General features: G+C 51.6%; 25 protein-coding genes and 1 tRNA gene. All 26 read left to right on the forward strand.

All coding sequences use genetic code 11. The annotated features are described in order from the left end of the window. Positions 1–115 precede the first annotated feature (115 nt). The 26 genes from plsY (at position 116) to aroC (ending at position 20,053) form a co-directional block, all read left to right on the forward strand. A complete protein-coding gene (gene plsY, locus AC0YOB_RS13560) occupies positions 116–709 on the forward strand; it encodes a glycerol-3-phosphate 1-O-acyltransferase PlsY (protein WP_475786507.1) in 594 nt (197 codons plus the stop codon). An 8-nt stretch (positions 710–717) separates the two neighbouring features. Next, entirely contained in the window at positions 718–1,755 is a 1,038-nt protein-coding gene (locus AC0YOB_RS13565; RefSeq protein ID WP_475793248.1) for an NAD(P)H-dependent glycerol-3-phosphate dehydrogenase, read from the forward strand. A gap of 160 nt (positions 1,756–1,915) precedes the next feature. Next, positions 1,916–2,197: a stage VI sporulation protein F gene (locus AC0YOB_RS13570; RefSeq protein ID WP_210041494.1), complete on the forward strand. Its 282-nt coding sequence runs from the start codon at positions 1,916–1,918 to the stop codon at positions 2,195–2,197. 186 nt (positions 2,198–2,383) lie between these two features. Beyond that, positions 2,384–2,563 (forward strand): DUF2768 family protein, encoded by a 180-nt coding sequence (locus AC0YOB_RS13575; RefSeq protein ID WP_210041485.1) that lies wholly within the window; start codon positions 2,384–2,386, stop codon positions 2,561–2,563. A gap of 49 nt (positions 2,564–2,612) precedes the next feature. Beyond that, positions 2,613–2,909: a 2Fe-2S iron-sulfur cluster-binding protein gene (locus AC0YOB_RS13580; protein WP_475793249.1), complete on the forward strand. Its 297-nt coding sequence runs from the start codon at positions 2,613–2,615 to the stop codon at positions 2,907–2,909. A gap of 20 nt (positions 2,910–2,929) precedes the next feature. After that, positions 2,930–3,529 (forward strand): nucleotidyltransferase family protein, encoded by a 600-nt coding sequence (locus AC0YOB_RS13585; protein ID WP_475793250.1) that lies wholly within the window; start codon positions 2,930–2,932, stop codon positions 3,527–3,529. Next, positions 3,526–3,870 carry a 2Fe-2S iron-sulfur cluster-binding protein gene (locus tag AC0YOB_RS13590; RefSeq protein ID WP_210041480.1) on the forward strand — a complete coding sequence of 115 codons (345 nt, stop codon included), beginning with the start codon at positions 3,526–3,528 and terminating at the stop codon, positions 3,868–3,870. The genes AC0YOB_RS13585 and AC0YOB_RS13590 overlap by 4 nt, the downstream gene beginning before the upstream one ends. Before the next feature lie 59 nt (positions 3,871–3,929). Further along, positions 3,930–4,658 carry a hypothetical protein gene (locus tag AC0YOB_RS13595; RefSeq protein ID WP_475793251.1) on the forward strand — a complete coding sequence of 243 codons (729 nt, stop codon included), beginning with the start codon at positions 3,930–3,932 and terminating at the stop codon, positions 4,656–4,658. 352 nt (positions 4,659–5,010) lie between these two features. Continuing rightward, positions 5,011–6,489 (forward strand): stage IV sporulation protein A, encoded by a 1,479-nt coding sequence (spoIVA, locus tag AC0YOB_RS13600; RefSeq protein WP_475767907.1) that lies wholly within the window; start codon positions 5,011–5,013, stop codon positions 6,487–6,489. A gap of 168 nt (positions 6,490–6,657) precedes the next feature. After that, entirely contained in the window at positions 6,658–7,824 is a 1,167-nt protein-coding gene (locus AC0YOB_RS13605; protein ID WP_475793252.1) for a sugar ABC transporter substrate-binding protein, read from the forward strand. Positions 7,825–7,872: 48 nt separating this feature from the next. Beyond that, positions 7,873–9,402 (forward strand): sugar ABC transporter ATP-binding protein, encoded by a 1,530-nt coding sequence (locus tag AC0YOB_RS13610; protein ID WP_475793253.1) that lies wholly within the window; start codon positions 7,873–7,875, stop codon positions 9,400–9,402. Then, complete coding sequence (locus tag AC0YOB_RS13615; RefSeq protein ID WP_475793254.1) at positions 9,399–10,385, forward strand: ABC transporter permease; 987 nt, start codon at positions 9,399–9,401, stop codon at positions 10,383–10,385. The genes AC0YOB_RS13610 and AC0YOB_RS13615 overlap by 4 nt, the downstream gene beginning before the upstream one ends. Before the next feature lie 268 nt (positions 10,386–10,653). Continuing rightward, positions 10,654–10,929 (forward strand): HU family DNA-binding protein, encoded by a 276-nt coding sequence (locus tag AC0YOB_RS13620; RefSeq protein ID WP_210041451.1) that lies wholly within the window; start codon positions 10,654–10,656, stop codon positions 10,927–10,929. A 168-nt stretch (positions 10,930–11,097) separates the two neighbouring features. After that, a tRNA-Pro gene (locus tag AC0YOB_RS13625) sits at positions 11,098–11,174 on the forward strand. An 82-nt stretch (positions 11,175–11,256) separates the two neighbouring features. After that, the gene (mtrB, locus tag AC0YOB_RS13630) at positions 11,257–11,478 is read left to right on the forward strand and encodes a trp RNA-binding attenuation protein MtrB (protein WP_210041449.1); all 222 of its coding nucleotides are present in this window, start codon (positions 11,257–11,259) and stop codon (positions 11,476–11,478) included. Positions 11,479–11,559: 81 nt separating this feature from the next. Continuing rightward, the gene (locus AC0YOB_RS13635) at positions 11,560–12,120 is read left to right on the forward strand and encodes a hypothetical protein (protein WP_475793255.1); all 561 of its coding nucleotides are present in this window, start codon (positions 11,560–11,562) and stop codon (positions 12,118–12,120) included. Between the two features lie 134 nt (positions 12,121–12,254). After that, the gene (locus tag AC0YOB_RS13640; protein WP_475793256.1) at positions 12,255–13,124 is read left to right on the forward strand and encodes a heptaprenyl diphosphate synthase component 1; all 870 of its coding nucleotides are present in this window, start codon (positions 12,255–12,257) and stop codon (positions 13,122–13,124) included. Positions 13,125–13,133: 9 nt separating this feature from the next. Continuing rightward, on the forward strand, positions 13,134–13,853 hold the full coding sequence (locus AC0YOB_RS13645; RefSeq protein WP_475793257.1) for a demethylmenaquinone methyltransferase: 720 nt from the start codon (positions 13,134–13,136) through the stop codon (positions 13,851–13,853). Beyond that, positions 13,850–14,725 carry a UbiA-like polyprenyltransferase gene (locus AC0YOB_RS13650; protein WP_210041434.1) on the forward strand — a complete coding sequence of 292 codons (876 nt, stop codon included), beginning with the start codon at positions 13,850–13,852 and terminating at the stop codon, positions 14,723–14,725. The genes AC0YOB_RS13645 and AC0YOB_RS13650 overlap by 4 nt, the downstream gene beginning before the upstream one ends. After that, on the forward strand, positions 14,719–15,342 hold the full coding sequence (locus AC0YOB_RS13655; protein ID WP_210041432.1) for a UbiX family flavin prenyltransferase: 624 nt from the start codon (positions 14,719–14,721) through the stop codon (positions 15,340–15,342). Before AC0YOB_RS13650 ends, AC0YOB_RS13655 begins: the two co-directional genes overlap by 7 nt. A 1-nt stretch (position 15,343) precedes the next feature. Beyond that, positions 15,344–16,204 carry a menaquinone biosynthetic enzyme MqnA/MqnD family protein gene (locus tag AC0YOB_RS13660; RefSeq protein ID WP_475793258.1) on the forward strand — a complete coding sequence of 287 codons (861 nt, stop codon included), beginning with the start codon at positions 15,344–15,346 and terminating at the stop codon, positions 16,202–16,204. Beyond that, a complete protein-coding gene (locus tag AC0YOB_RS13665; protein ID WP_475793259.1) occupies positions 16,201–17,172 on the forward strand; it encodes a polyprenyl synthetase family protein in 972 nt (323 codons plus the stop codon). Before AC0YOB_RS13660 ends, AC0YOB_RS13665 begins: the two co-directional genes overlap by 4 nt. 22 nt (positions 17,173–17,194) lie before the next feature. Then, complete coding sequence (gene ndk / locus AC0YOB_RS13670; protein WP_475793260.1) at positions 17,195–17,638, forward strand: nucleoside-diphosphate kinase; 444 nt, start codon at positions 17,195–17,197, stop codon at positions 17,636–17,638. 31 nt (positions 17,639–17,669) lie between these two features. Then, the gene (locus AC0YOB_RS13675) at positions 17,670–18,452 is read left to right on the forward strand and encodes a CheR family methyltransferase (RefSeq protein ID WP_475793261.1); all 783 of its coding nucleotides are present in this window, start codon (positions 17,670–17,672) and stop codon (positions 18,450–18,452) included. Positions 18,453–18,521: 69 nt separating this feature from the next. Then, a complete protein-coding gene (locus AC0YOB_RS13680) occupies positions 18,522–18,689 on the forward strand; it encodes a hypothetical protein (protein WP_210041407.1) in 168 nt (55 codons plus the stop codon). Positions 18,690–18,883: 194 nt separating this feature from the next. After that, positions 18,884–20,053 (forward strand): chorismate synthase, encoded by a 1,170-nt coding sequence (aroC, locus tag AC0YOB_RS13685; RefSeq protein WP_475786520.1) that lies wholly within the window; start codon positions 18,884–18,886, stop codon positions 20,051–20,053. Positions 20,054–20,055: the final 2 nt, after the last annotated feature.

The raw sequence follows: 20,055 nt of genomic DNA on the forward strand, positions 1-20,055 counted from the left end.
TCCCCCAAACGTTATACCATTCGGGTGTCCAGAGGGCGGAGCCCTCGGGGTCCCCCTATGAAAAGGGGGATTTAGGGGGTAAGAAATCAAGAAATCTTCCTGGGGAGAGAAGAACGTGTTCACAGTCATCGCGGTTCTCATAAGTTACTTATTAGGCTCCATCTCATTCAGTATTCTAATCGCCAAATGGGTCAAGGGCATTGATATCCGCAGTCATGGCAGCGGCAATGCAGGCGCGACCAACACGCTGCGCGTGCTTGGCAAAGGCCCGGGAATTACCGTATTTTTACTTGATATCGCCAAAGGAGTCGCTGCCGTTTTGCTGGGCATGCTGATTGTCGGTGATGATTGGGCTCCCGTATTATGCGGATTGGCAGCCATTGCCGGCCATAATTGGCCGATCTGGTTTAATTTCAAAGGCGGCAAAGGAATCGCTACGACAGTGGGCGTAATGGTAACGTTGGCCTTGGTGCCCTGTCTTATTGCCGGCGGTGTGGCTATCGCTGCCATTGCTTTGACCCGCTTTGTTTCACTGGGTTCTTTGCTGTTTGCACTGCTAACGCCTTTATTTGTTTGGATATTCGGGATGTCCGAGGCCTTGCTGTGGGCTAGTCTGATTGTTTGTGTCTTTGCATTTGTCCGTCACCGCAGCAATATTGTGAAGCTGCTGCAGGGCAATGAAAACAAGCTGGGAGCCAAAAAAGGGTAGGTGCACATATGACAAACCGGAAAGCAGCCGTCCTTGTTGCCGGAAGCTGGGGGACCGCACTGGCAGCCGTTCTTGCTGACAATGACTACAACGTCATCATGTGGGCCCGCAATTCCGAGCAAGTCACGGAAATCAATGAAGAGCATCGCAACCATAAATTTTTACCCGACACTGTACTGTCTGACAGGATAGGAGCCACTACCGGTATAGAACAAGCCGTCACAGGGGCAGAGCTTGTTCTTTTTGCCGCGCCTTCCTCCGCCATGCGGGAAGTGGCCAGACAGGCCGCTCCTTTTATCGCTGAGGGAACGCTTTGTGTTCATGCAACCAAAGGCTTTGAATCCGTCACCTATAACCGGATGACTTCAATTCTTGCCGAGGAGCTGTCGGGTGATCCGAAACAGCTTGTTGTGCTCTCAGGACCCAGCCATGCAGAAGAGGTCGTGAACAAACAACCGACGACGGTTGTAGTGGCATCAGCATGCCAGGAATCAGCAGAACGGGCTCAGGATGCCTTTATCACCCCATATTTTCGGGTATATACCAATCCCGATGTTGTCGGTGTTGAGGTAGCGGGTGCAATCAAGAATATTATCGCCCTTGGGGCGGGATTGACGGATGGACTGGGCTTTGGCGACAATGCCAAGGCTGCGCTCATTACCAGAGGATTGGCCGAGATCAGCCGTCTGGGCACGGCAATGGGGGCGAACCCCTTAACCTTTGCCGGTCTTGCCGGCATCGGTGATTTGGTTGTCACCTGTACAAGCAAGCACAGCCGCAATTGGCGTGCAGGTTCCATGCTTGCCGGCGGACTTGCACTGGATGACGTACTGCAGCGTATGGGAATGGTGGTTGAGGGCGTCCGCACAACAAGCGCAGCGCGTGAGCTCGCTGCCAGATTCGATGTGGTCATGCCGATTACGGAGCAGCTGTACCAGGTTTTGTTTGCGAATAAACCGCCGCGCAGCGCCGTCGAGGATTTGATGGGCCGGGGCCGCACGCATGAAATGGAAGAAGGAGCGGGCTCCTGGGGCCTACACCAATAATCCTTTCCCCTCATATGATACGAGGAAAGCAAGCTTTTGCTTTCGAAGTAAGCTTACGTTTCGTAAACTGGGCATACGCTTGCGAGGTGGGTTTACTTCGTAAACTAAGCCTGTGCTTACGAGTGAGTTTACTTCGCAAACTCTTGTAGGAGGGGAAAAATTGAGCGATAAAAACAATCTTTCCAAAGACGTTCTTAATGCGGTCAACAAAAAGACCGGTAAACCGATAACGGAGAATGCAGTTAAAAAGCTGGCCAGCAATGTAACAGCCAATACATTGCAGGATGAAGATGAGCTGCGCAAGCTTATCAAGTCCGTATCGGCTATGGCCAAGGTGCCGGTTACGGATAAAACGGTCAACGATATTATCGGTGCCGTTAAGAAGAGCGGGATGAACACGTCAAGCATGGAAATGCTGATGAAAATGATGCTTAAGAAGTAAAATGAGGATTGAAGCGCACGGCGCAGGCGGCGAAGCTACCGCAGCGAGCCGCCCAGCGCCGAGATCCTTATTTTTTTTTGGTTCCGTTGTTTGCAACCTGCTAATTAAACCTGAAAGTAGCAGAGCAAAGTACACTAATGGTATAATGAAGCGACTATTTGGTGGACAAGGTGGCGACAATGCAATATGGATCCGATGATGAAAATGTGGGTTTCTTTTGTGGGGATCGGGCTTATGGCAATAGCTGCGGTTCTGATCACTCTGGCAAGGTACAAGACCAAGGGCGTGTTTAAGATGCTGGTTTCTTCTTTTGCTTTTTTGCTCTTGGTGATTGGCGGGTTTCTCGGATTAATTTCGATTACATAAAGAGCCGAGGGGTACAGTTTGCAATGTCGAAAGGAAGTAGGGTTTGCATATGTTAGAATTAAAAGGGTTGACCAGATCAATTCGCGTTGAGGCTGAGGCGGGACTGTCCTTGCTTGATATCGCGCTGAAGCACAATCTGGATTGGGGATTCTCCTGTACGCGCGGCACTTGTGCGCGATGCAGATGCCTCGTTATAGAAGGTGGAGAATTCCTTGAAGATGTCACAGATGAAGAATGGGACCGCTTGGAGCCCCAGGAATTCGATGAGGGCTACCGGCTGGGCTGTCAGGCGGTAGTTAAATCGGCAGATGCTGCAATCAAAGCGGAGAACCGGACTTATTTTTAATTTGAAGGAAGTGCTTTTTGTTGCTGAACGAAAGTAACCTGCTGTCTGTATTGTCCATCATCGCGGAAGCGGGTCTTTCCGCCAATGCCACGTGGCTGACTGGAGGAAGCGCCGGCCTGCTGCTCAGGGGCATCAAGCTCGATAACCCCCCGCGCGATCTGGATATTTACGCGGATGAAAGCGATGCGTTGCGCCTGCATGAGATGCTGCAGAGCTACGCCACGGATCAGCAGCAGGTAAGCGTTAGCGGTATCTACCGTTCGGTGCTCAGCCATTATCTCATCGAAGGGGTTCCGGTTGAGCTGGTCGGCGGCTTTGTCATTACATCTGGTGTGGACCGTTATGCCGTGCAGGTCACTCAGGTGCTTGCGCCCCGGCAGCTCTCCCTATCAGTCAAAGGTACCGCCATTGGCATTGTTCCCTTGGCGCATGAAATGTGGTTCAATCTGCTGCGTGAGCGTTTGGACAGGGTGGTACTCATCGCCGGTGCGGTGCGCGCTGAGCCCACAGTTCACCTGGAAGCTTTTGAAGCCATTGAGTCGGCAAATCAACTAAGCGGATCATCAATTGGCGCCATACACGATCTTATTGGAAACTCCAGAAACGAGGGGCCGCTATGAATGTAGACATCACGTTTCTTCCTTCGGAACGTACCGTATCGGTACGGGCAGGCACAACGGTGCTGGACGCCGCCCGCCGCTTCGGTATCCCGGTACGTACGAGATGCGACGGGAAAGCCTCCTGCCTGATGTGCAAAGTCGTAGCGCAAAACGGAAGCGGTCTGTCTCCCATGCAGAATAATGAACGGTATAAGCTCGGGGGACTTGAAGCCGAGGGCACAAGGCTCGCCTGTCAGGCTAAAATTATCGGTAAAGCGGTTGTAGAGGTACCAGAAGATCCGCTTCGCGCAGCAGTCAGGAAACAGTTAATGCGTCAGGCGGAGGAAGATAAGCTCTGGTAGGCGCAGGATTCAAGCTTGAGACCGGTTACGGCAACAAGCTATAACGCTCAGGAGGCACTATGATTAGACAAGGAACAAGAAGCGCAGCTGCTATGATTACTTTGCTGGCGATGATTATTATGTTGCCTGGCTGTCTGTACCCGGATGACCAGCTGGCTAAGCAGCCGGCCAAGGATGCCATCCTGAATGTGCAGACGGTAATAGACCAATATCAGAAAGATACGGGGCTGCTCCCGATTCAAAATAGTGATCAAGATACGCCGATTTATGAAAAATATTTGATTGATTTTGCGAAGCTGCAAAGAATGAATTACTTAACGAGCATTCCGGAGACCGCTTATGAAAAAGGAGGAAGCTATTACTACCTTATCATTAACGAGGAGACCGATCCGACGGTGAAGCTCATGAATCTGGTAATCTATCAACAAGTCAATGATGTCCAGGCAGCGGTTAAAACTTATAGGAGTGGACATAATGGCGAGCTCCCGTCGTCAGATGAGGCCTATCCGGATTTTGTCCGCATTGATTATAAGAAGCTTGCTGTGAAAGAGCCTGTAATCCGCAGCATGTTCACAGGCCAGACATTATACACGCTGATGGATGCCAATGGAAATGTGTACATTGATTACGGAAGCGATATCATGCAGGCCATTGAGAAGGCTGGAGGCAAGAGCGCCGCACCAGCGCAGGACCTGCGCGAGCTGCTGGTCAACAATGCGGATTTCGTTCCGGTCAAGTCTCCGGTGTATCATCTCATTAATGGGGAACCGCAAGCGGTCCTCAAGTGAACGGCTGTACACGAGAATACATGTCCCCTTTGTGCCCCGGGCAGGCGCAGGGGGGATTTTTTTATGTTCAAGGCATAGCAGCGCTCTTTCTCTCATATACCTCATTCATTGGAAGGACCAGAGGCGAAGATGCCAAGGAAGCAAATCGAAAGATTTCATCAGCAAGTCGTCATAATTGGGACGAACGCGCAATAAGCTATTACTAGTCCAAAATCATGTACGAGTTGCGTCGCTGGCCTGCTCCGAAAAGACGGCGAAAGGCGGCGGACACAGGCGGCTACACAGCAGGAGGATACGCGGCAGTAACGGTACGTCCATGTACAGGCGAAATTCGATTGGGAGGGGATATTCAGTGGAGAAAGTGGACATTTTCAAGGACATAGCCGAACGAACCGGCGGGGATATTTACCTCGGCGTCGTCGGTGCGGTCCGCACAGGCAAATCAACCTTCATCAAGCGGTTCATGGAGACGGTTGTTCTGCCAAACATCACGAACGACGCCGATCGGGTAAGAGCAATTGATGAGCTGCCGCAGAGCGCAGCAGGCAAGACAATCATGACAACAGAACCAAAATTCGTGCCTAATCAAGCCGTTCAGCTTCGTGTGGCAGAAGGGCTTGATGTCAACATCCGTCTGGTGGATTGTGTAGGTTACGCCGTAAACGGGGCAAAAGGCTATGAGGACGAGAACGGTCCGCGGATGATTACGACGCCTTGGTTCGACGAGCCGATTCCTTTCCAGGAAGCGGCGGAAATTGGCACACGAAAAGTTATCCAGGAGCATTCCACCCTTGGTGTCGTCGTGACGACTGACGGTACGATTGCCGAAATTCCCCGCAGCTCCTATGTTGAAGCGGAAGAGCGCGTTATTGAGGAGCTGAAGGAGGTAGGCAAGCCCTTCGTCCTCATTGTGAACTCCACACGTCCGCGCAGTGACGAAGCTATTCAGCTTCGGAGCGAGCTGCAGGCCAAATATGATATTCCGGTGATGACGCTCAGTGTAGCCACAATGGGCGAGGAAGATGTCATGTCGGTGCTCCGAGAAGTGCTCTATGAGTTCCCGGTGCATGAAGTCAATGTCAACCTTCCAAGCTGGGTCATGGTGCTGAACGATCAGCACTGGCTGCGCAGCAACTATGAGAATTCCGTTCGCGATACGGTTAAGGATATCCGCCGTTTGCGTGATGTGGACCGCGTCGTTTCGCAGTTCATGGATTATGAATTTATTGCGAGAGCGGGCCTGAGCGGAATGAATATGGGCCAAGGGGTCGCGGAAATTGACCTCTATGCGCCGGATGAGCTGTATGATCAAATCCTGATGGAAGTTGTGGGCGTGGAAATTCGCGGGAAGGACCATCTGCTGCAGCTGATGCAGGAATTCGCCCACGCGAAGCGCGAATATGACCGGTTCGCCGAAGCGCTGGAGATGGTAAAAACAACCGGCTACGGCATAGCAGCCCCATCTTTGGCGGAAATGGCACTCGACGAGCCGGAGCTGATCCGTCAAGGCTCAAGATTCGGCGTCCGGCTGAAAGCGACGGCGCCATCCATTCATATGATCCGTGTCGATGTGGAATCTGAATTCGCGCCGATCATCGGTACGGAGAAGCAAAGTGAAGAGCTGGTCCGGTATTTGATGCAGGACTTTGAGAATGACCCGATAAAGATTTGGGAATCCGACATATTTGGCCGCTCGCTGCACTCCATCGTGCGCGAAGGCATTCAGGGCAAAATCGCGATGATGCCGGATAATGCCCGCTACAAGCTCCAGGAGACGCTCGGACGTATTATCAACGAGGGCTCAGGCGGATTGATTGCCATCATTTTATAGTCCAAAATCAAGGCTGGAGGCACGCTTAGGCGTGTCTCTTTTCTCGTTTTTACAGATAAAAGGATAATCTCTACATATAGGTTATTAATTCCGATTGACATAGTAGGAAACCATGATATTATAATCATTATGAAAAATAGAAAGAGTTAGCAGGAGGAGAAAGAGAAGATGAAACAATGGGGAAAAGTATCTATTATGCTGCTGGCGGTTGCTCTGATGGTCGTGCTGAGCGCTTGCGGCAACAAAACAAACGAGAGTACAAATAGCGGCAGCAATGCAGCGAGCGAGACCGGGGACAATGCAACGAACCAGACTGGCGAGGCGAACCAAGCCAATGAAGCCGGCACAACAAATGATTCCAAAGACCTGGACGCACTCAAAGGCAAGAAAATTGCCCTTATAATGCAGTTTAATACAGGAACGTTCTCGTCGCAATATATTCAGGGCGTCAAGGATCAAGCAGCCAAATTCGGCGGCGAGGTGCAGGTGTTCGCATCGGATAATGATCTTGCCAAAATGTCCTCCAACCTGGATGCGGCCGTCAACCAAGGTTTCGACGGGATTTTGATCGATCATGGACAAGCAGGTGCGCTTGAAGCCGGCATCAAAAAGGCTCTTGAGCAGAACATTCAAGTCGTCGTTTTCGACGCGGATATCAAAATTCCGGGCGTAACGGTCCTTCAGCAGGATGACCAGAAAATGTCGGAAATGACGTTGAACAAAATGTCTGAAGATATTGGCGGCAAAGGCAGCATCGTTAAAGTGTGGGTAGCCGGCTTTGCCCCTATGGAACGCCGTGAAGTCGCTTATAAGGCGTTTATGGAAAGCAATCCGGACATCAAGCAAATCTCCGCTTTCGGCAATGCCAACAATCCAGCCATGGATGCACAATCGCAAATGGAAGCCGTTTTGAAGAAATTTCCGAACAAAGGCGATATTACAGCGGTATGGGCAGCATGGGATGAGTTTGCCAAAGGAGCCTCGCGCGCAATCCAGCAGGCTGGACGTACAGAAATTAAAGTATACGGTATCGATATGAGCGATGAGGATCTTCAAATGATTCAAGATACGGCAAGTCCCTGGGTCGCTTCCGCAGCCGTAGATCCGATCTCGATCGGCAGCGTTCAAGTTCGTTACTTGTATCAAAAATTCAACGGAGATCAAACGGATGAGACAGTCGTCCTCACTCCTTCCATGGTCAAACGTGAGGATTTGCCTGCTCTCCCGGAGAAAGTAAGTACAACGCAGCTTAGCCAATATGTTGAAGGATGGGGCAGCAACGATCAAGGTTATACCGATACGTTGAAGGAGCTTGAAGCTTCAGCTGCAAAATAATAGCCCGTTTGCATGATGCAGGCGAATGAGCAGACAAGGAAGTGCAGCATGGGGTACAGCAGCAGTTTGATTATGCGCGGCATCGGCAAATCCTTTGCCGGTGTGCACGCGCTCAAAGAGGTTGACTTTGAAGTCCGGTCAGGTGAAATTCACGCTCTGCTGGGCGCGAACGGAGCGGGTAAAAGCACCTTGATGAAAATTCTTTCAGGTGCTTATACATCGGATTCCGGCTCAATCCAAATTGACGGCAAGACAATCCAGGTCCGGACGCCAGGTGATGCCAAAGCAAGCGGCATCCATTGCGTCTACCAGGAGGTCGATACGGCACTGGTTCCGCATCTGACCGTTACGGAGAATATTATGCTTGACCGCATATCTTCGCCGGGAAGCCGCCACTTTCTTGGCTGGAAAGCCTTCCATCAGGAGGCGGAGGCCGTTCTGCGGCGCCTCGACTCTCCTATACCGGTCCGCAAACGGGTCAGTGAACTGACCCTGGCCGAGAAACAGCTTGTCCTTGTCGCACGCCTGCTCACCGAACAAGCAAAGTTTGTCATTTTCGACGAACCGACCGCACCGCTCAGCCTTGAAGAGGCTGAGCGGTTGTTCCGTGTTATGAGGCAACTGAGGGACGACGGCATCGGTTGTATTTTCATTACCCACCGTCTGCCGGAAGTGTTCGAGATGTGCGACCGGATTACTGTCATGCGAGACGGCGAGCGCGTACTTACGGAGGACAAGCAGGAAACCGATATGGACGGCGTCATTCAGGCAATGCTCGGGAGAAGCTTCGAGCAGGAATTCCCCAAAGCTGAGGCAGAAATCGGGTCAGTTGTGCTCGAAGTGAAAGGCTTGACAGCATCGCGTATGACAGCATCACGTACTGTGCAGGATGTCAGCTTCTCGGTGAAGAAGGGGGAAATTGTTGCGATTGTCGGACTTGTCGGCGCAGGAAAGACGGAGCTTTCCCGGCTTCTGTTTGGCGCAGATGCCGTCGATTCCGGCGAAGTCCGCGTCAATGGAACCAGGATGAATCTCTCCCAGCCGGCCACGGCCATAAACGGAGGTATCGCGCTGGTACCCGAAGAGCGGCGGAGTCAGGGGATTCTTGTCTCTGAGTCGGTGCAGCGCAATCTCAGTCTGCCGATTCTGAAGCTGCTCTCGCGTTTCGGGTTTCTCTCCCGCTCAGGCGAACAGGGCAATGCTTCATCGGTGATCAGCCGTTTGGGCATCAAGACTCCGTCTCCCGCCCAGAAAACGATGTATTTAAGCGGGGGCAATCAGCAAAAGGTGGCAATCGGCAAATGGCTGAATGCAGGGGTAGACGTATTTTTGTTTGATGAACCGACAAAAGGCGTCGATATTGGCGCCAAAAGCGATATTTTCCGCATCATAGGGGAATTGGCGCAGCAGGGCAGGGGAATTGTTTATTTAACATGCGAGTTCTCAGAGGCGCTGGGTATTGCCGATCGTATTCTGGTTATGTATGATGGACGGATTGTGGCTTCCTTTGGGCGGGGAGAAACGACCCAAGAGCAATTGCTCTACTATGCCAGCGGGGGAGGAGAAGGTACAGCATGATCAGCAAACCGATGGATTTTATTTTTAAATACGGCTCTATAATGGTTATAGGTATCGTCATCCTGTTTTTTTCTTTTTGGAATGAGCACTTTTTTACCTACAGCAATATAACGGATATTTTACGTTCCATCTCGATCGTTACCTTCGTTGCAATCGGCGTCACATTCTCGCTGACTGTGGACGGCTTTGACCTTTCGGTAGGCTCCACGGTGTCGCTTACGACGGTTGTCTCCGCAGCCCTGATGGTTTGGTATGAACAGCCGTTGATTGTGGTCATCGTGTTTCCTCTGCTTATCGGTGTTGTGGTAGGGCTGATCAATGCCCTGCTGATCGTCAGAATCCGGATTCCGGATCTGCTTGCGACACTGGCTATAATGTATATTGTGGCGGGTGTTCATAAAACGTTCACCAAAGGCTACTCCATTTACAACAATATGCAGCTGACCGACGGAACGACGGCTCCCGGCGTATTTCGGGAGGATTTCCTGTGGCTGGGACAGGGCAAATGGCTGGGAATCCCGATTCCGGTCATCCTCATGGTGATCGCCGTAGCAGGCGTGCATGTGTTCTTCACTTATACGCGCTGGGGACGCCAAATGCAAATGACCGGCGGCAATGAAGAAGCCGCAAGGCTGTCGGGCGTTCGGGTCAAACGGATCCGCACCGCGGCTTATGTCGCTTCGGGCTTGTTCGCGGCTATTGGCGGCATTCTGTTCTCGGCCAGGGTCGGAACAGGCCAAATCGACGCGGGATCCTCCGTCTTGATGGAAGCGGTGGCGGCGGTTTTTGTCGGTTATTCCGTGCTCGGCGCGGGACGCCCGAATGTGATCGGAACGTTCATTGGATCGGTGCTGATTGGAGTGCTGCTCAACGGGATGACCATGATGAACCTGCAATATTATACCAATGATATTGTGAAAGGTTGTGTGCTTGTGCTCGCTCTGGCTGTTACATTTGTGCACTTAAACCGCAAAAAAACATAAAAAACCCATGGTTTCCATGGGAAAAACGCCCTCCCCCTTGAAATTATATAGACGCTGTATTACTATAAATCTGTTCGTCGTACAGTATGCAGGAGCTGCACACTTATCCAAATTTTGATTTTCAAGTGTGCGGCAAGCTGGCTCTTATCTTACGAAAAGGACAGCAAATTCATCTTTACTACAGCCTGCAGGTATAATTTCTCAGGTTTCGGTAAAACAGAATGATATTGATGTGCTTATGAACTGCACTTAAGGGGAGGTGAAAGAATTGAACAAAACGGAACTGATTGCCAAGGTAGCCGAGTTGACTGAGCTTTCCAAGAAGGATGCATCCAAAGCGGTTGACGCTGTATTTGATGCCATCTCGGATTCGCTGCAAGGCGGAGATAAAGTACAGCTTGTCGGATTCGGAAACTTCGAGGTGAAGAGCCGCGAAGCCCGTAAAGGCCGCAACCCGCAAACGGGTCAGGAGATTGATATCCCGGCCAGCAAAATCCCGAGCTTTAAAGCAGGTAAATCGCTTAAAGACCTAGTCTCCAAATAATAGCGCGGCACTGCCGCTGATGGCGCCCGGATGCTTGTTAGCATTCGGGCGTTTTTCGAGTGAAATCCCTATTGACAATCCCTTCTAATTCCAGTAAACTGGGCTTTGCGGTTGACGGGTGCAGTTTTGAAAGTGTCTGAAAGATGCTTGCACTGACCCGATTCATGGCGGGTGTTAGCTCAGCTTGGTAGAGCGCTACCTTGGGGTGGTAGAGGTCGCCAGTTCAAATCCGGTACACCCGACCATTTTATACAACTAACCATAAACTGCTGCCCTTGAGCGCTTTCGTTCGGGAGGCGGTTTTTTAAATTCAAGGAGGACGGTTCTATGAGTGATTTGCATGGGGATTACATCGTCGTAAAAGCGAAAGCCCAGGGCGTGCAAGTAATCGGACTCACACGCGGACAGGATACAAAATTTCATCACACCGAGAAGCTGGACAAGGGTGAAGTGCTCATCTGCCAGTTTACCGATCATACGTCAGCGATCAAAATCCGCGGAAAAGCCACTGTTCTGACAAAGTACGGAACCGTCGACACCGAAGACTAATTGTAAAAGCAGGCATAGCCTGCTTTTTTAGTTTGTACAATGTAAGGAGAAGACCATTCTGGTTGCGGAGGCGTTGAAAGCATGTCCGTATGGAAGAGGCTTATCCTTGCATTAGTGGTGACGCTGGCAATAACCGTTCTTTTAACCGCACTTCCTCATTTCCGGCAGGACATGCCGCAGCGCAGCGGAGATATAGCCGTTTTTCGACTGACGCCCATCAAGCAATTGACCAGCGGAAATCTGGTCGATTCCATGATCGGTCTGCAGCTGTCGCTTGCGATCAGGAAAGTAGCCTGGAACCAGGCTGCTCTCTCGATAGATTTGGTGGTGGATGGCCGGGGCAATGAAAACAGGGAATGGGCGGCTGATCTGCAGAGGCTGCTGGAACTGGCCTTTGTGCGGACGGATAACGTGAACCGTGTTCTTGTGCGTTTTGTCGAGCCGGTCCCCTCTGGAGGGGATACAGCACGGTCAGCCGCGCGGGTATTGGCAGCCGCCGACGTCAGGAAGACAGATGATTGGCTGGCTACCGGGCTGACCGGCCTCGCAGAGACGGATCTGCTGTCAAGCCCGGAGTGGAGACAGAGGCTGCGTTTGTCGGTATCCCAGGAAGGACTTATCCGTTTGGGGACAGCTGACTGAATCAGATGCCCCTCTTTTGGATAACCCATTCACATGGGGGTGGCGGCTTGTAGCGCAACGCTTGACAAAATGATATAATAATTTAGATTATAGAACAGCACTGTTTTCGCTGATCTGTCCGGAGGCTTGACCTTATGAAACCATACAGAATACCTGAACTAGCCAAGAAGTACACGGATCATGAGATGATTCAGACGCACACGGAGCTGCCGGAGTTTCCTGATTCGCGGATTCGGCTGCTTTTCGCTTTTCTGGCCAACCAACGCACGCCTCTTTTGCACAGTGAGCTTTACTCGCTGGTTGCCGCTCTTGTACAGCTTGGTATGGATACCCACGATATGATTGATTCCGATTCCGGACATGTCCCTGAACGTGAGATGCGATCGCGCCAGCTTAAGGTGCTCGCAGGGGACTACTTCAGCAGCCGGTTTTATCATCTGCTGGCACAGGCCGGACAGGTGGATATGATCAGGCGCATCAGCGAAGGAGTTTGTGAAGTCAATAAGCTGAAAATGAATTTGTACGTGAAGATGAAGCATCTTCGGGTGACGGCTGAGGATTATCTGAACCAGTGCATTCAGCTGAAAACCGAATTGTTCCAGGCTTTTACGGACATTCTGGATGATAAAGCAGTTCGTGACTGGCTGGTGCTTCTGCAGGGCTTCGGCCGATGCGAGGTTATTCTGGACGAACTGGCCCGCAGCGAGAAGCCGGAGCGTTTCGGCGGCAGCTGGGGCTATTGGCATGTCCTGGATGAGGGAAGCGAAGAAGAGAAGCAGGGACTTGCCGACAAGACCGCCGACAGTTTTTTTATCGACGCTCTTCTTGCCAAGTATGATATACGCAGCCAACTGGCTGATAAATTGAAAAACGCCGTGGCGCATGTTCAAGCGGCCGCTTCCAGGCTTGAGTCCGACAAGCTCGTGCGCGAGCTGCTGCAGATCGGAGAATCATTCCGGCGTCCGCTGATGCCTGCGGCTTCCGTCCACGGCGAGAGAAGGTGATCAAAGATAATGCAATCCAATTCCAAAGAAACGCATGTTCATGCTGTGTTCGAGAGCATCGCTCCCAAATACGATCTGATGAACGATCTGCTCAGTTTTCGCAGACATAAGGCATGGCGCTCCTTCACCATGCGCAAAATGAACGTCAAACCGGGCGCAACGGCCGTTGACTTGTGCTGCGGCACATGCGACTGGACGATTGCGCTCGCGCGCGCAAGCGGGACAGGCAAGATGATCGGGCTGGATTTCAGCCGCAATATGCTTGATGTCGGTCAGCAAAAAGTCGACCGGGAGAGTCTGGACAACCAGATCTCGCTTGTGCAGGGAAACGCTATGGAACTGCCGTTCGAGGACAACCGGTTTGATTATGCAACCATCGGATTCGGGCTTCGCAACGTGCCGGATCTTGTGCAGGTGCTCAAAGAAATGCAGCGCGTCGTCAAGCCGGGCGGCCAAGTGGTCTGTCTTGAGCTGTCCAAGCCTGTATGGCAGCCTTTCAAGTCGATTTATTATTTTTATTTCGAACGTATCTTACCGAATCTGGGCAAACTTTTTGCCAAGCGTTATGAGCAATACAAATGGCTTCCGGAATCGCTTAAGGCTTTCCCGGACCAAAATCAGCTGGCGGCTGTATACCGGGAGATTGGTCTCCGAGACGTTCGCGCGTACCCGCTGACTGGTGGTATTGCCGCGCTGCATATCGGAACGAAGGGAACAGAGGAAGCATGATTCGCAAATTCAGAATTTTTTTGGAAATGATCAAGGTGGAGCATACGGTGTTTGCCCTGCCATTTGCTTTTATTGGCGCATTGCTTGGAGCAGTCGTTATGGAAAACCGGCTTCCGCAGTGGAGTGAGATCGGTTGGGTGCTTCTTGCCATGGTCGGCGCGAGAAGCGCCGCAATGGGACTTAACAGGGTGATTGACAGAGTGATTGACAAGAAGAACCCGCGTACGGAGAAACGTGCCATACCCGCAGGTTTGTTGAAAACCTCAGAAGTTATCCTGTTTATCGCGATATCATTTATTGTCTTGTTTTTTGCAGCAGCCAAGCTCAATCCTTTATGCATCAAGCTGATGCCGATTGCGGTGCTCATGCTGGTTTTTTATTCGTACACCAAACGCTTCACATGGCTTTGTCATCTGGTGCTTGGACTGACCATCGGTCTCGCCCCTCTTGGCGCCTGGGTGGCGGTAACGGGAGAGTTCGCGTGGCCGGCATGGATTCTCTTCGGAACGGTAACCTTCTGGCTGGCGGGATTTGATATTATCTATGCCTGCCAGGACTTCGATTTCGACCGCAAGGAAGGCGTCCATTCGATTCCCGCGCGCTTTGGTCTATCAGGCGCTCTCTGGCTTGCGCGTCTCTTTCACCTGATTACGGCTGCGGGCTTCCTTACCTTATTCTGGATGACCAACTTAAGCTGGGGTTATTTGCTTGGGGTGGTCATCGCACTGGGCATCCTGTTCTACGAGCATCTGATTGTAAAGCCTGCCGATCTAAGCCGCGTCCAAACCGCGTTCTTCACAATGAACGGGGCGCTCAGCATCACATTATTCGGTTTTACGCTAATCGATCTGATGGTGCTTCACCAATGGTAGGCGCAGGCACCCCAGAGGTGCGCAAGCGTTGGGTTGTCGGAATCACGGGAGCAAGCGGCTCTGTATATGGCATACGCCTGATTGAAGTTCTGCTTGCATCTGATGTGGAGGTTCATCTGGTTGTCACGGAATCCGGCTGGCGTGTTCTGAAGGAAGAATTGGGATGGGACACTACCCGCAGGCAAGCGGCGCTCGAAGACAAATTCAAAGCGGAGCTTGATGAGGGCAGGCTTGTTTTTCATCCTAATGCCAACATAGGCGCCACGATCGCCAGCGGCTCCTACCGGGTCGAGGGAATGATCGTGATGCCCTGCTCGATGGGCACACTTGCTTCAATCGCGCATGGAAGCTCGAATAATTTAATGTCGCGCGCGGCGGATGTCATGATGAAAGAAGGGCGCAAGCTGCTGCTGGTTCCGCGGGAAACTCCGCTTCATGCGATACATTTGGAGAATATGCTGACCCTGGCCAGGCTTGGCGTCAAAATAATTCCGGCGATGCCCGCCTTTTATAACGGACCGCAAACAGTCGCGGATATGGTCAACTTTCTCGTGGGAAAAGTACTGGACCAGCTGCCGATCGAACATCAATTGTACAGAAGATGGGGAGATGAGTAGCATGGGGCTGAACCGCCCGATCACCATCGGACGCATTGACTATACGAACGTCTGGCCGATTTTTCACTATGCCGAGGAGCAGCTGCCGGCTGACCGTTTTATTATCGACAGGAGAGTGCCCTCTGCGCTTAATACGGCCATGCAGCGGGGAGAAATCGATATCACCTCGATGTCATCGTTCGCCTATGCGCAGTATGCGGACAATTTTCTGCTGCTGCCTGATTTGTCAGTCAGCGCGGCAGGACGGGTCAATTCAATACTGCTGATTACAAAAGAACCGCTGGAGAAAGTGTTGAAGGGGACGATCGCTCTGACATCCACTTCGGCGACTTCGGTCAATTTGCTCAAAATCCTGATGTCCTTGTACTACAAGGCTTCACCGGACTATATTACGATGGACCCTTCGCTTGACGAGATGCTGGGCAGTGCGGATGCCGCTCTTCTCATCGGTGATCCGGCCATTCAGGCATCATGGCGCAGCGAGGGATTTACAGTCATTGATCTTGGTGAACTATGGAGCAGCTGGACAGGCCTTGGCATGACCTTTGCCTTGTTCGCGGTGCATAAGACTGCGGCAGCAGCATACCCGAAGGCGGTATCTCAGGTGCTGCAGGCATTAACGGACAGCAAGCGCCGCAGCCTCGCGGACACTGCGCCTTTAGTCAGCAAAGCCAGAGCCCAGTTGGGCGGAACTGAGAAATACTGGCAGCGCTATTTTCAGGAATTGACCTATAACTTTGGAACGAAGGAGCAGAAGGGGCTGTCGCTGTATTTTGAATATGCCCGATCACTTGGCCTGCTTGACCATCATGTCCGGATGGAGTTTTTTGCAGATCATACTGCCCTACAGGTGAACGAATGAAACTACTTGATATCTATGCCAAAATGAAATCCGATCTTGATATTCTCGAAGGGAAGCTGGCACAAAGCGTCACATCGGATCACTCCCTTCTGAGCGAAACCTCCACTCATCTGCTGAAAGCCGGCGGCAAGCGCATCAGGCCCGTATTCGTGCTGCTTTCCGGTAAATTCGGCGAATACCGCCTGGACACGCTGGAAAAAATCGCGGTTTCGCTTGAACTGATTCACATGTCCTCGCTTGTTCATGACGATGTGATTGACAATGCTGACACACGACGCGGACAGCTGACGGTCAAAAGCAAATGGGATAACCGGATCGCCATGTACACGGGCGATTATATTTTTGGTAAAGCGCTCACTATTGTGACTGAGCTCAAAAATCCGCTTATCCATCAGATTTTGTCCAAAGCGATGGTTCAGATGTGTATCGGTGAAATGGAGCAGATTCGCGATTTCTTCAATACGGAACAGTCGATCCGCGATTACTTGTTGCGGATTCGCCGCAAAACGGCGCTGCTTATCGCCACCAGCTGCCAGCTTGGCGCTATTGCATCGGGAGCGGAATGGTGGGTCTCCAACAGGCTGTACCGTTTTGGCTACAATGTGGGAATGGCGTTTCAAATCGGGGACGATTTGCTGGATCTGCTTGGAACAGAGAAGCAGATTGGCAAGCCGCCCGGTTCGGATATCAGACAGGGAAATATCACATTGCCTGTTCTGCTTGCGCTGCAGGAACAGGGGCGGGAGCAGCTGCTTCACGAATTAAATAAAATTCGCGAGTCCGACGGAGCAGGGGATACGAAAAAAGCGTTGAACATTATACGTAAGAGCGCAGGAATAAGGACATCCGAGGAACTGGCAGCCCGCTATATCAGCAAAGCGACCCAGGCCCTTGCTGATTTGCCGGATATACCTGCAAAGAAAAACCTGACGGATATCGCGCATTTTGTAGCCAAACGGAATTATTAGCATCAGCGAGGAGGAATTTATGATGGAAAAGACATTTTTGATGGTCAAACCAGACGGCGTTCAGCGGGGATTGATCGGCGAAATCGTTTCCCGTTTTGAGCGCAAGGGACTGAAACTCGTCGCAGCAAAATTCATGAGCATCACTCCGGAGCTCGCCGAGCGTCATTACGCAGAGCATATCGGCAAGCCGTTTTATCCGCCGCTTGTTGATTTTATTACCTCCAGTCCTGTATTTGCTATGGTTTGGCAGGGGGATAATGTCATCGCTCTTGCCCGTGCGCTGATCGGCAAGACGGATTCCATCGCAGCAGCCCCCGGAACCATTCGTTCCGACTATGCCGTACATACGAATTTCAATCTAATTCATGGATCGGATTCACCGGAAAGTGCTGAACGGGAGATCGGCATTTTCTTCAGACAAGATGAGCTGATCGAGTATGAGCAGATCATTCAGAACTGGATTTAACGGAGCATGGCAGGCAGCGGAGGTATGACGGTTGGAGGATATGGATTTCGTTCTTTTTTCAAAGCGAATAAAAGACAAGACGGATATCGACCTGACGCAGTATAAGGAAGCGCAGATGAAACGGCGGCTGACAACGCTGCGGCAGAAGTACGGCTTTGATTCCTTCGCCTCCTATTGGAAGGCAATCGAGCATGATGCTAAACTGATGAATGAATTCCTTGATCGCATGACCATCAATGTTTCCGAGTTCTGGCGGAATCCCGGCAGATGGGAAGCGATGGAGAAACGATTTATTCCGGAGATGCTCAAAGGCGGGGGGCGCATCAAGATGTGGAGCGCTGCCTGCTCCACCGGCGAGGAGCCTTATACGCTCTCGATGATCACGGCCGAACTGGGAGCGCTGGACCGGTCCTCCATTCTGGCTACCGATCTGGACCAGATTGTTCTGGATAAGGCGGCAGCTGGCGTGTATCATGAGCGGTCTGTCCGTGATGTGCCGAAGAACTACCTGCAAAAATATATGACCAGGCAGGGGACGGATCATTATGGCATAACTGACCGGTTGAAGAAAGCCATCACATTCAAGCAGCAGAACCTGCTGAATGACCCCTTCGAGCGTCAATTTGATATTATCGTTTGCCGCAATGTTATGATCTATTTTACCGAGGAAGCCAAGCAGCTGCTCTATCACAAGTTCTCGCAGGCGCTCCGTCCCGGAGGACTGCTGTTTGTCGGCAGTACAGAGCAGATATTCAATCCTTCGCAGTATGATTTCGAAACCGAGGAAACATTCTTTTACCGCCGCAAGCTGTGAGCAGGGTATATCGTTTTCCAATTTCTCCAATACTAACAATTAGAAACAAACGGCGTTGGAGGTTTCATAATGGATAAACGGAAAGTCATAGCAGCTTACAAACGGGGATTTATCAATGTCCAGGAGTGCGCACAGATTCTTGGCATTGATATGGCCCAGCTTTCAGGATTGATGACTGATCCTTATTTGTCGGCGGATCCGAAAGTCAGGCTGGACAAGCAATCCGTTAACAGTTAGGGAAAAGGTTGGAGAAGCTGTCTGTCACGCTTGGTCACAAGCGCGATTGACGGCTTTTTTGTATTTCGGGCAAGCGCCTCCAATTCCTTGTCAAACCGGCAAGGCTATACTATAATGAGCAAAGATATTTGGGCGTAAAACAAGAGAAGCCTGGTGACGATTTTCGTTGTTCGGTTTGAAGGAGGAGCACTAACGTGAGTTTACGTTATTTGACAGCAGGAGAGACCCATGGTCCGCAGCTGACGGCCATTATTGAAGGGCTGCCAAGCAACCTGCAATTGGATTTTGAAGAATTGAATTTTCAGCTCCATCGCAGGCAGAAGGGTCATGGCCGCGGACGCCGCATGCAGATCGAGAAGGATACGGCGAACATAGTAGGCGGTGTGCGCCACGGCAAGACAACCGGAGCACCGGTTGCACTTGTCGTGGAGAACAAGGACTGGAAGCATTGGACAAGCGTGATGAACATCGAGCCCATTGAAGGGGGAGATGAGGAGAAGCGCAGAGTTCATCGTCCTCGCCCGGGTCATGCCGATTTGAACGGGGGACTCAAATACAATCTGAAGGATCTGCGCAATGTGCTGGAGCGGTCTAGCGCCCGCGAGACGGCTGCACGTGTAGCGGTTGGAGCGGTGGCGCGGCAGTTTCTGGCTGCTTTCGGCATTAAGGTAGCAGGCCAGGTTATCCGGATCGGAGAGATTGAAGCTCCGGCCAACAATTTGCCGGTTGATGAGCTGATTGCACTGACAGAGGAATCGCCGGTTCGTGTGGTGGATAAGGAAACGGAAGCGAAGATGACGGCCTACATTGATCAAATCAAGCTGGAAGGCGATTCGATCGGCGGGATCGTCGAGTGCATCGTCGAAGGAGTCCCTGTGGGACTGGGCAGCTATGTTCAATATGACCGCAAGCTGGACGGACGGATTGCCCAGGCGGTTGTATCGATTAATGCTTTCAAGGGCTGCGAGATCGGGATTGGCTTTGAAGCGGGGCTGATGAAAGGTTCTAAGGTTCATGATGAAATCATGTATTCGGAGGAGAGGGGCTACCACCGCGCATCCAACCGTCTGGGAGGTTTCGAGGGCGGAATGACGAGCGGTGAGCAGATAGTAGTACGCGGCGTAATGAAGCCTATTCCGACGCTCTACAAGCCTCTTCAAAGTGTTGATATCGATACGAAGGAGCCCTTTACAGCCCAGGTGGAGCGTTCGGACAGCTGTGCGGTTCCGGCTGCCAGCGTCGTCATGGAGCATGTTGTCGCCTGGGAAGTGGCCAAGGCATTCCTAGAAAAATTCGGAGGCGATTCGATGGAAGAGATTCGCGCCAATTATGACAACTATCTTGCTCAAGTAGGGCGCTACTAATG

It is taken from the genome of Paenibacillus sp. JT31N17, from assembly GCF_056269255.1.

Excerpts from the sequence above, each read along its gene's own strand:
- AC0YOB_RS13565 (WP_475793248.1), top strand. The coding sequence starts at position 718 with ATGACAAACCGGAAAGCAGCCGTCCTTGTTGCCGGAAGCTGGGGGACC.
- AC0YOB_RS13575 (WP_210041485.1), top strand. The coding sequence starts at position 2,384 with ATGGATCCGATGATGAAAATGTGGGTTTCTTTTGTGGGGATCGGGCTT.
- AC0YOB_RS13580 (WP_475793249.1), top strand. The coding sequence starts at position 2,613 with ATGTTAGAATTAAAAGGGTTGACCAGATCAATTCGCGTTGAGGCTGAG.
- AC0YOB_RS13590 (WP_210041480.1), top strand. The coding sequence starts at position 3,526 with ATGAATGTAGACATCACGTTTCTTCCTTCGGAACGTACCGTATCGGTA.
- AC0YOB_RS13595 (WP_475793251.1), top strand. The coding sequence starts at position 3,930 with ATGATTAGACAAGGAACAAGAAGCGCAGCTGCTATGATTACTTTGCTG.
- AC0YOB_RS13605 (WP_475793252.1), top strand. The coding sequence starts at position 6,658 with ATGAAACAATGGGGAAAAGTATCTATTATGCTGCTGGCGGTTGCTCTG.
- AC0YOB_RS13610 (WP_475793253.1), top strand. The coding sequence starts at position 7,873 with ATGGGGTACAGCAGCAGTTTGATTATGCGCGGCATCGGCAAATCCTTT.
- AC0YOB_RS13615 (WP_475793254.1), top strand. The coding sequence starts at position 9,399 with ATGATCAGCAAACCGATGGATTTTATTTTTAAATACGGCTCTATAATG.
- mtrB (WP_210041449.1), top strand. The coding sequence starts at position 11,257 with ATGAGTGATTTGCATGGGGATTACATCGTCGTAAAAGCGAAAGCCCAG.
- AC0YOB_RS13635 (WP_475793255.1), top strand. The coding sequence starts at position 11,560 with ATGTCCGTATGGAAGAGGCTTATCCTTGCATTAGTGGTGACGCTGGCA.
- AC0YOB_RS13640 (WP_475793256.1), top strand. The coding sequence starts at position 12,255 with ATGAAACCATACAGAATACCTGAACTAGCCAAGAAGTACACGGATCAT.
- AC0YOB_RS13645 (WP_475793257.1), top strand. The coding sequence starts at position 13,134 with ATGCAATCCAATTCCAAAGAAACGCATGTTCATGCTGTGTTCGAGAGC.
- AC0YOB_RS13650 (WP_210041434.1), top strand. The coding sequence starts at position 13,850 with ATGATTCGCAAATTCAGAATTTTTTTGGAAATGATCAAGGTGGAGCAT.
- AC0YOB_RS13655 (WP_210041432.1), top strand. The coding sequence starts at position 14,719 with ATGGTAGGCGCAGGCACCCCAGAGGTGCGCAAGCGTTGGGTTGTCGGA.
- AC0YOB_RS13660 (WP_475793258.1), top strand. The coding sequence starts at position 15,344 with ATGGGGCTGAACCGCCCGATCACCATCGGACGCATTGACTATACGAAC.
- AC0YOB_RS13665 (WP_475793259.1), top strand. The coding sequence starts at position 16,201 with ATGAAACTACTTGATATCTATGCCAAAATGAAATCCGATCTTGATATT.
- ndk (WP_475793260.1), top strand. The coding sequence starts at position 17,195 with ATGGAAAAGACATTTTTGATGGTCAAACCAGACGGCGTTCAGCGGGGA.
- AC0YOB_RS13680 (WP_210041407.1), top strand. The coding sequence starts at position 18,522 with ATGGATAAACGGAAAGTCATAGCAGCTTACAAACGGGGATTTATCAAT.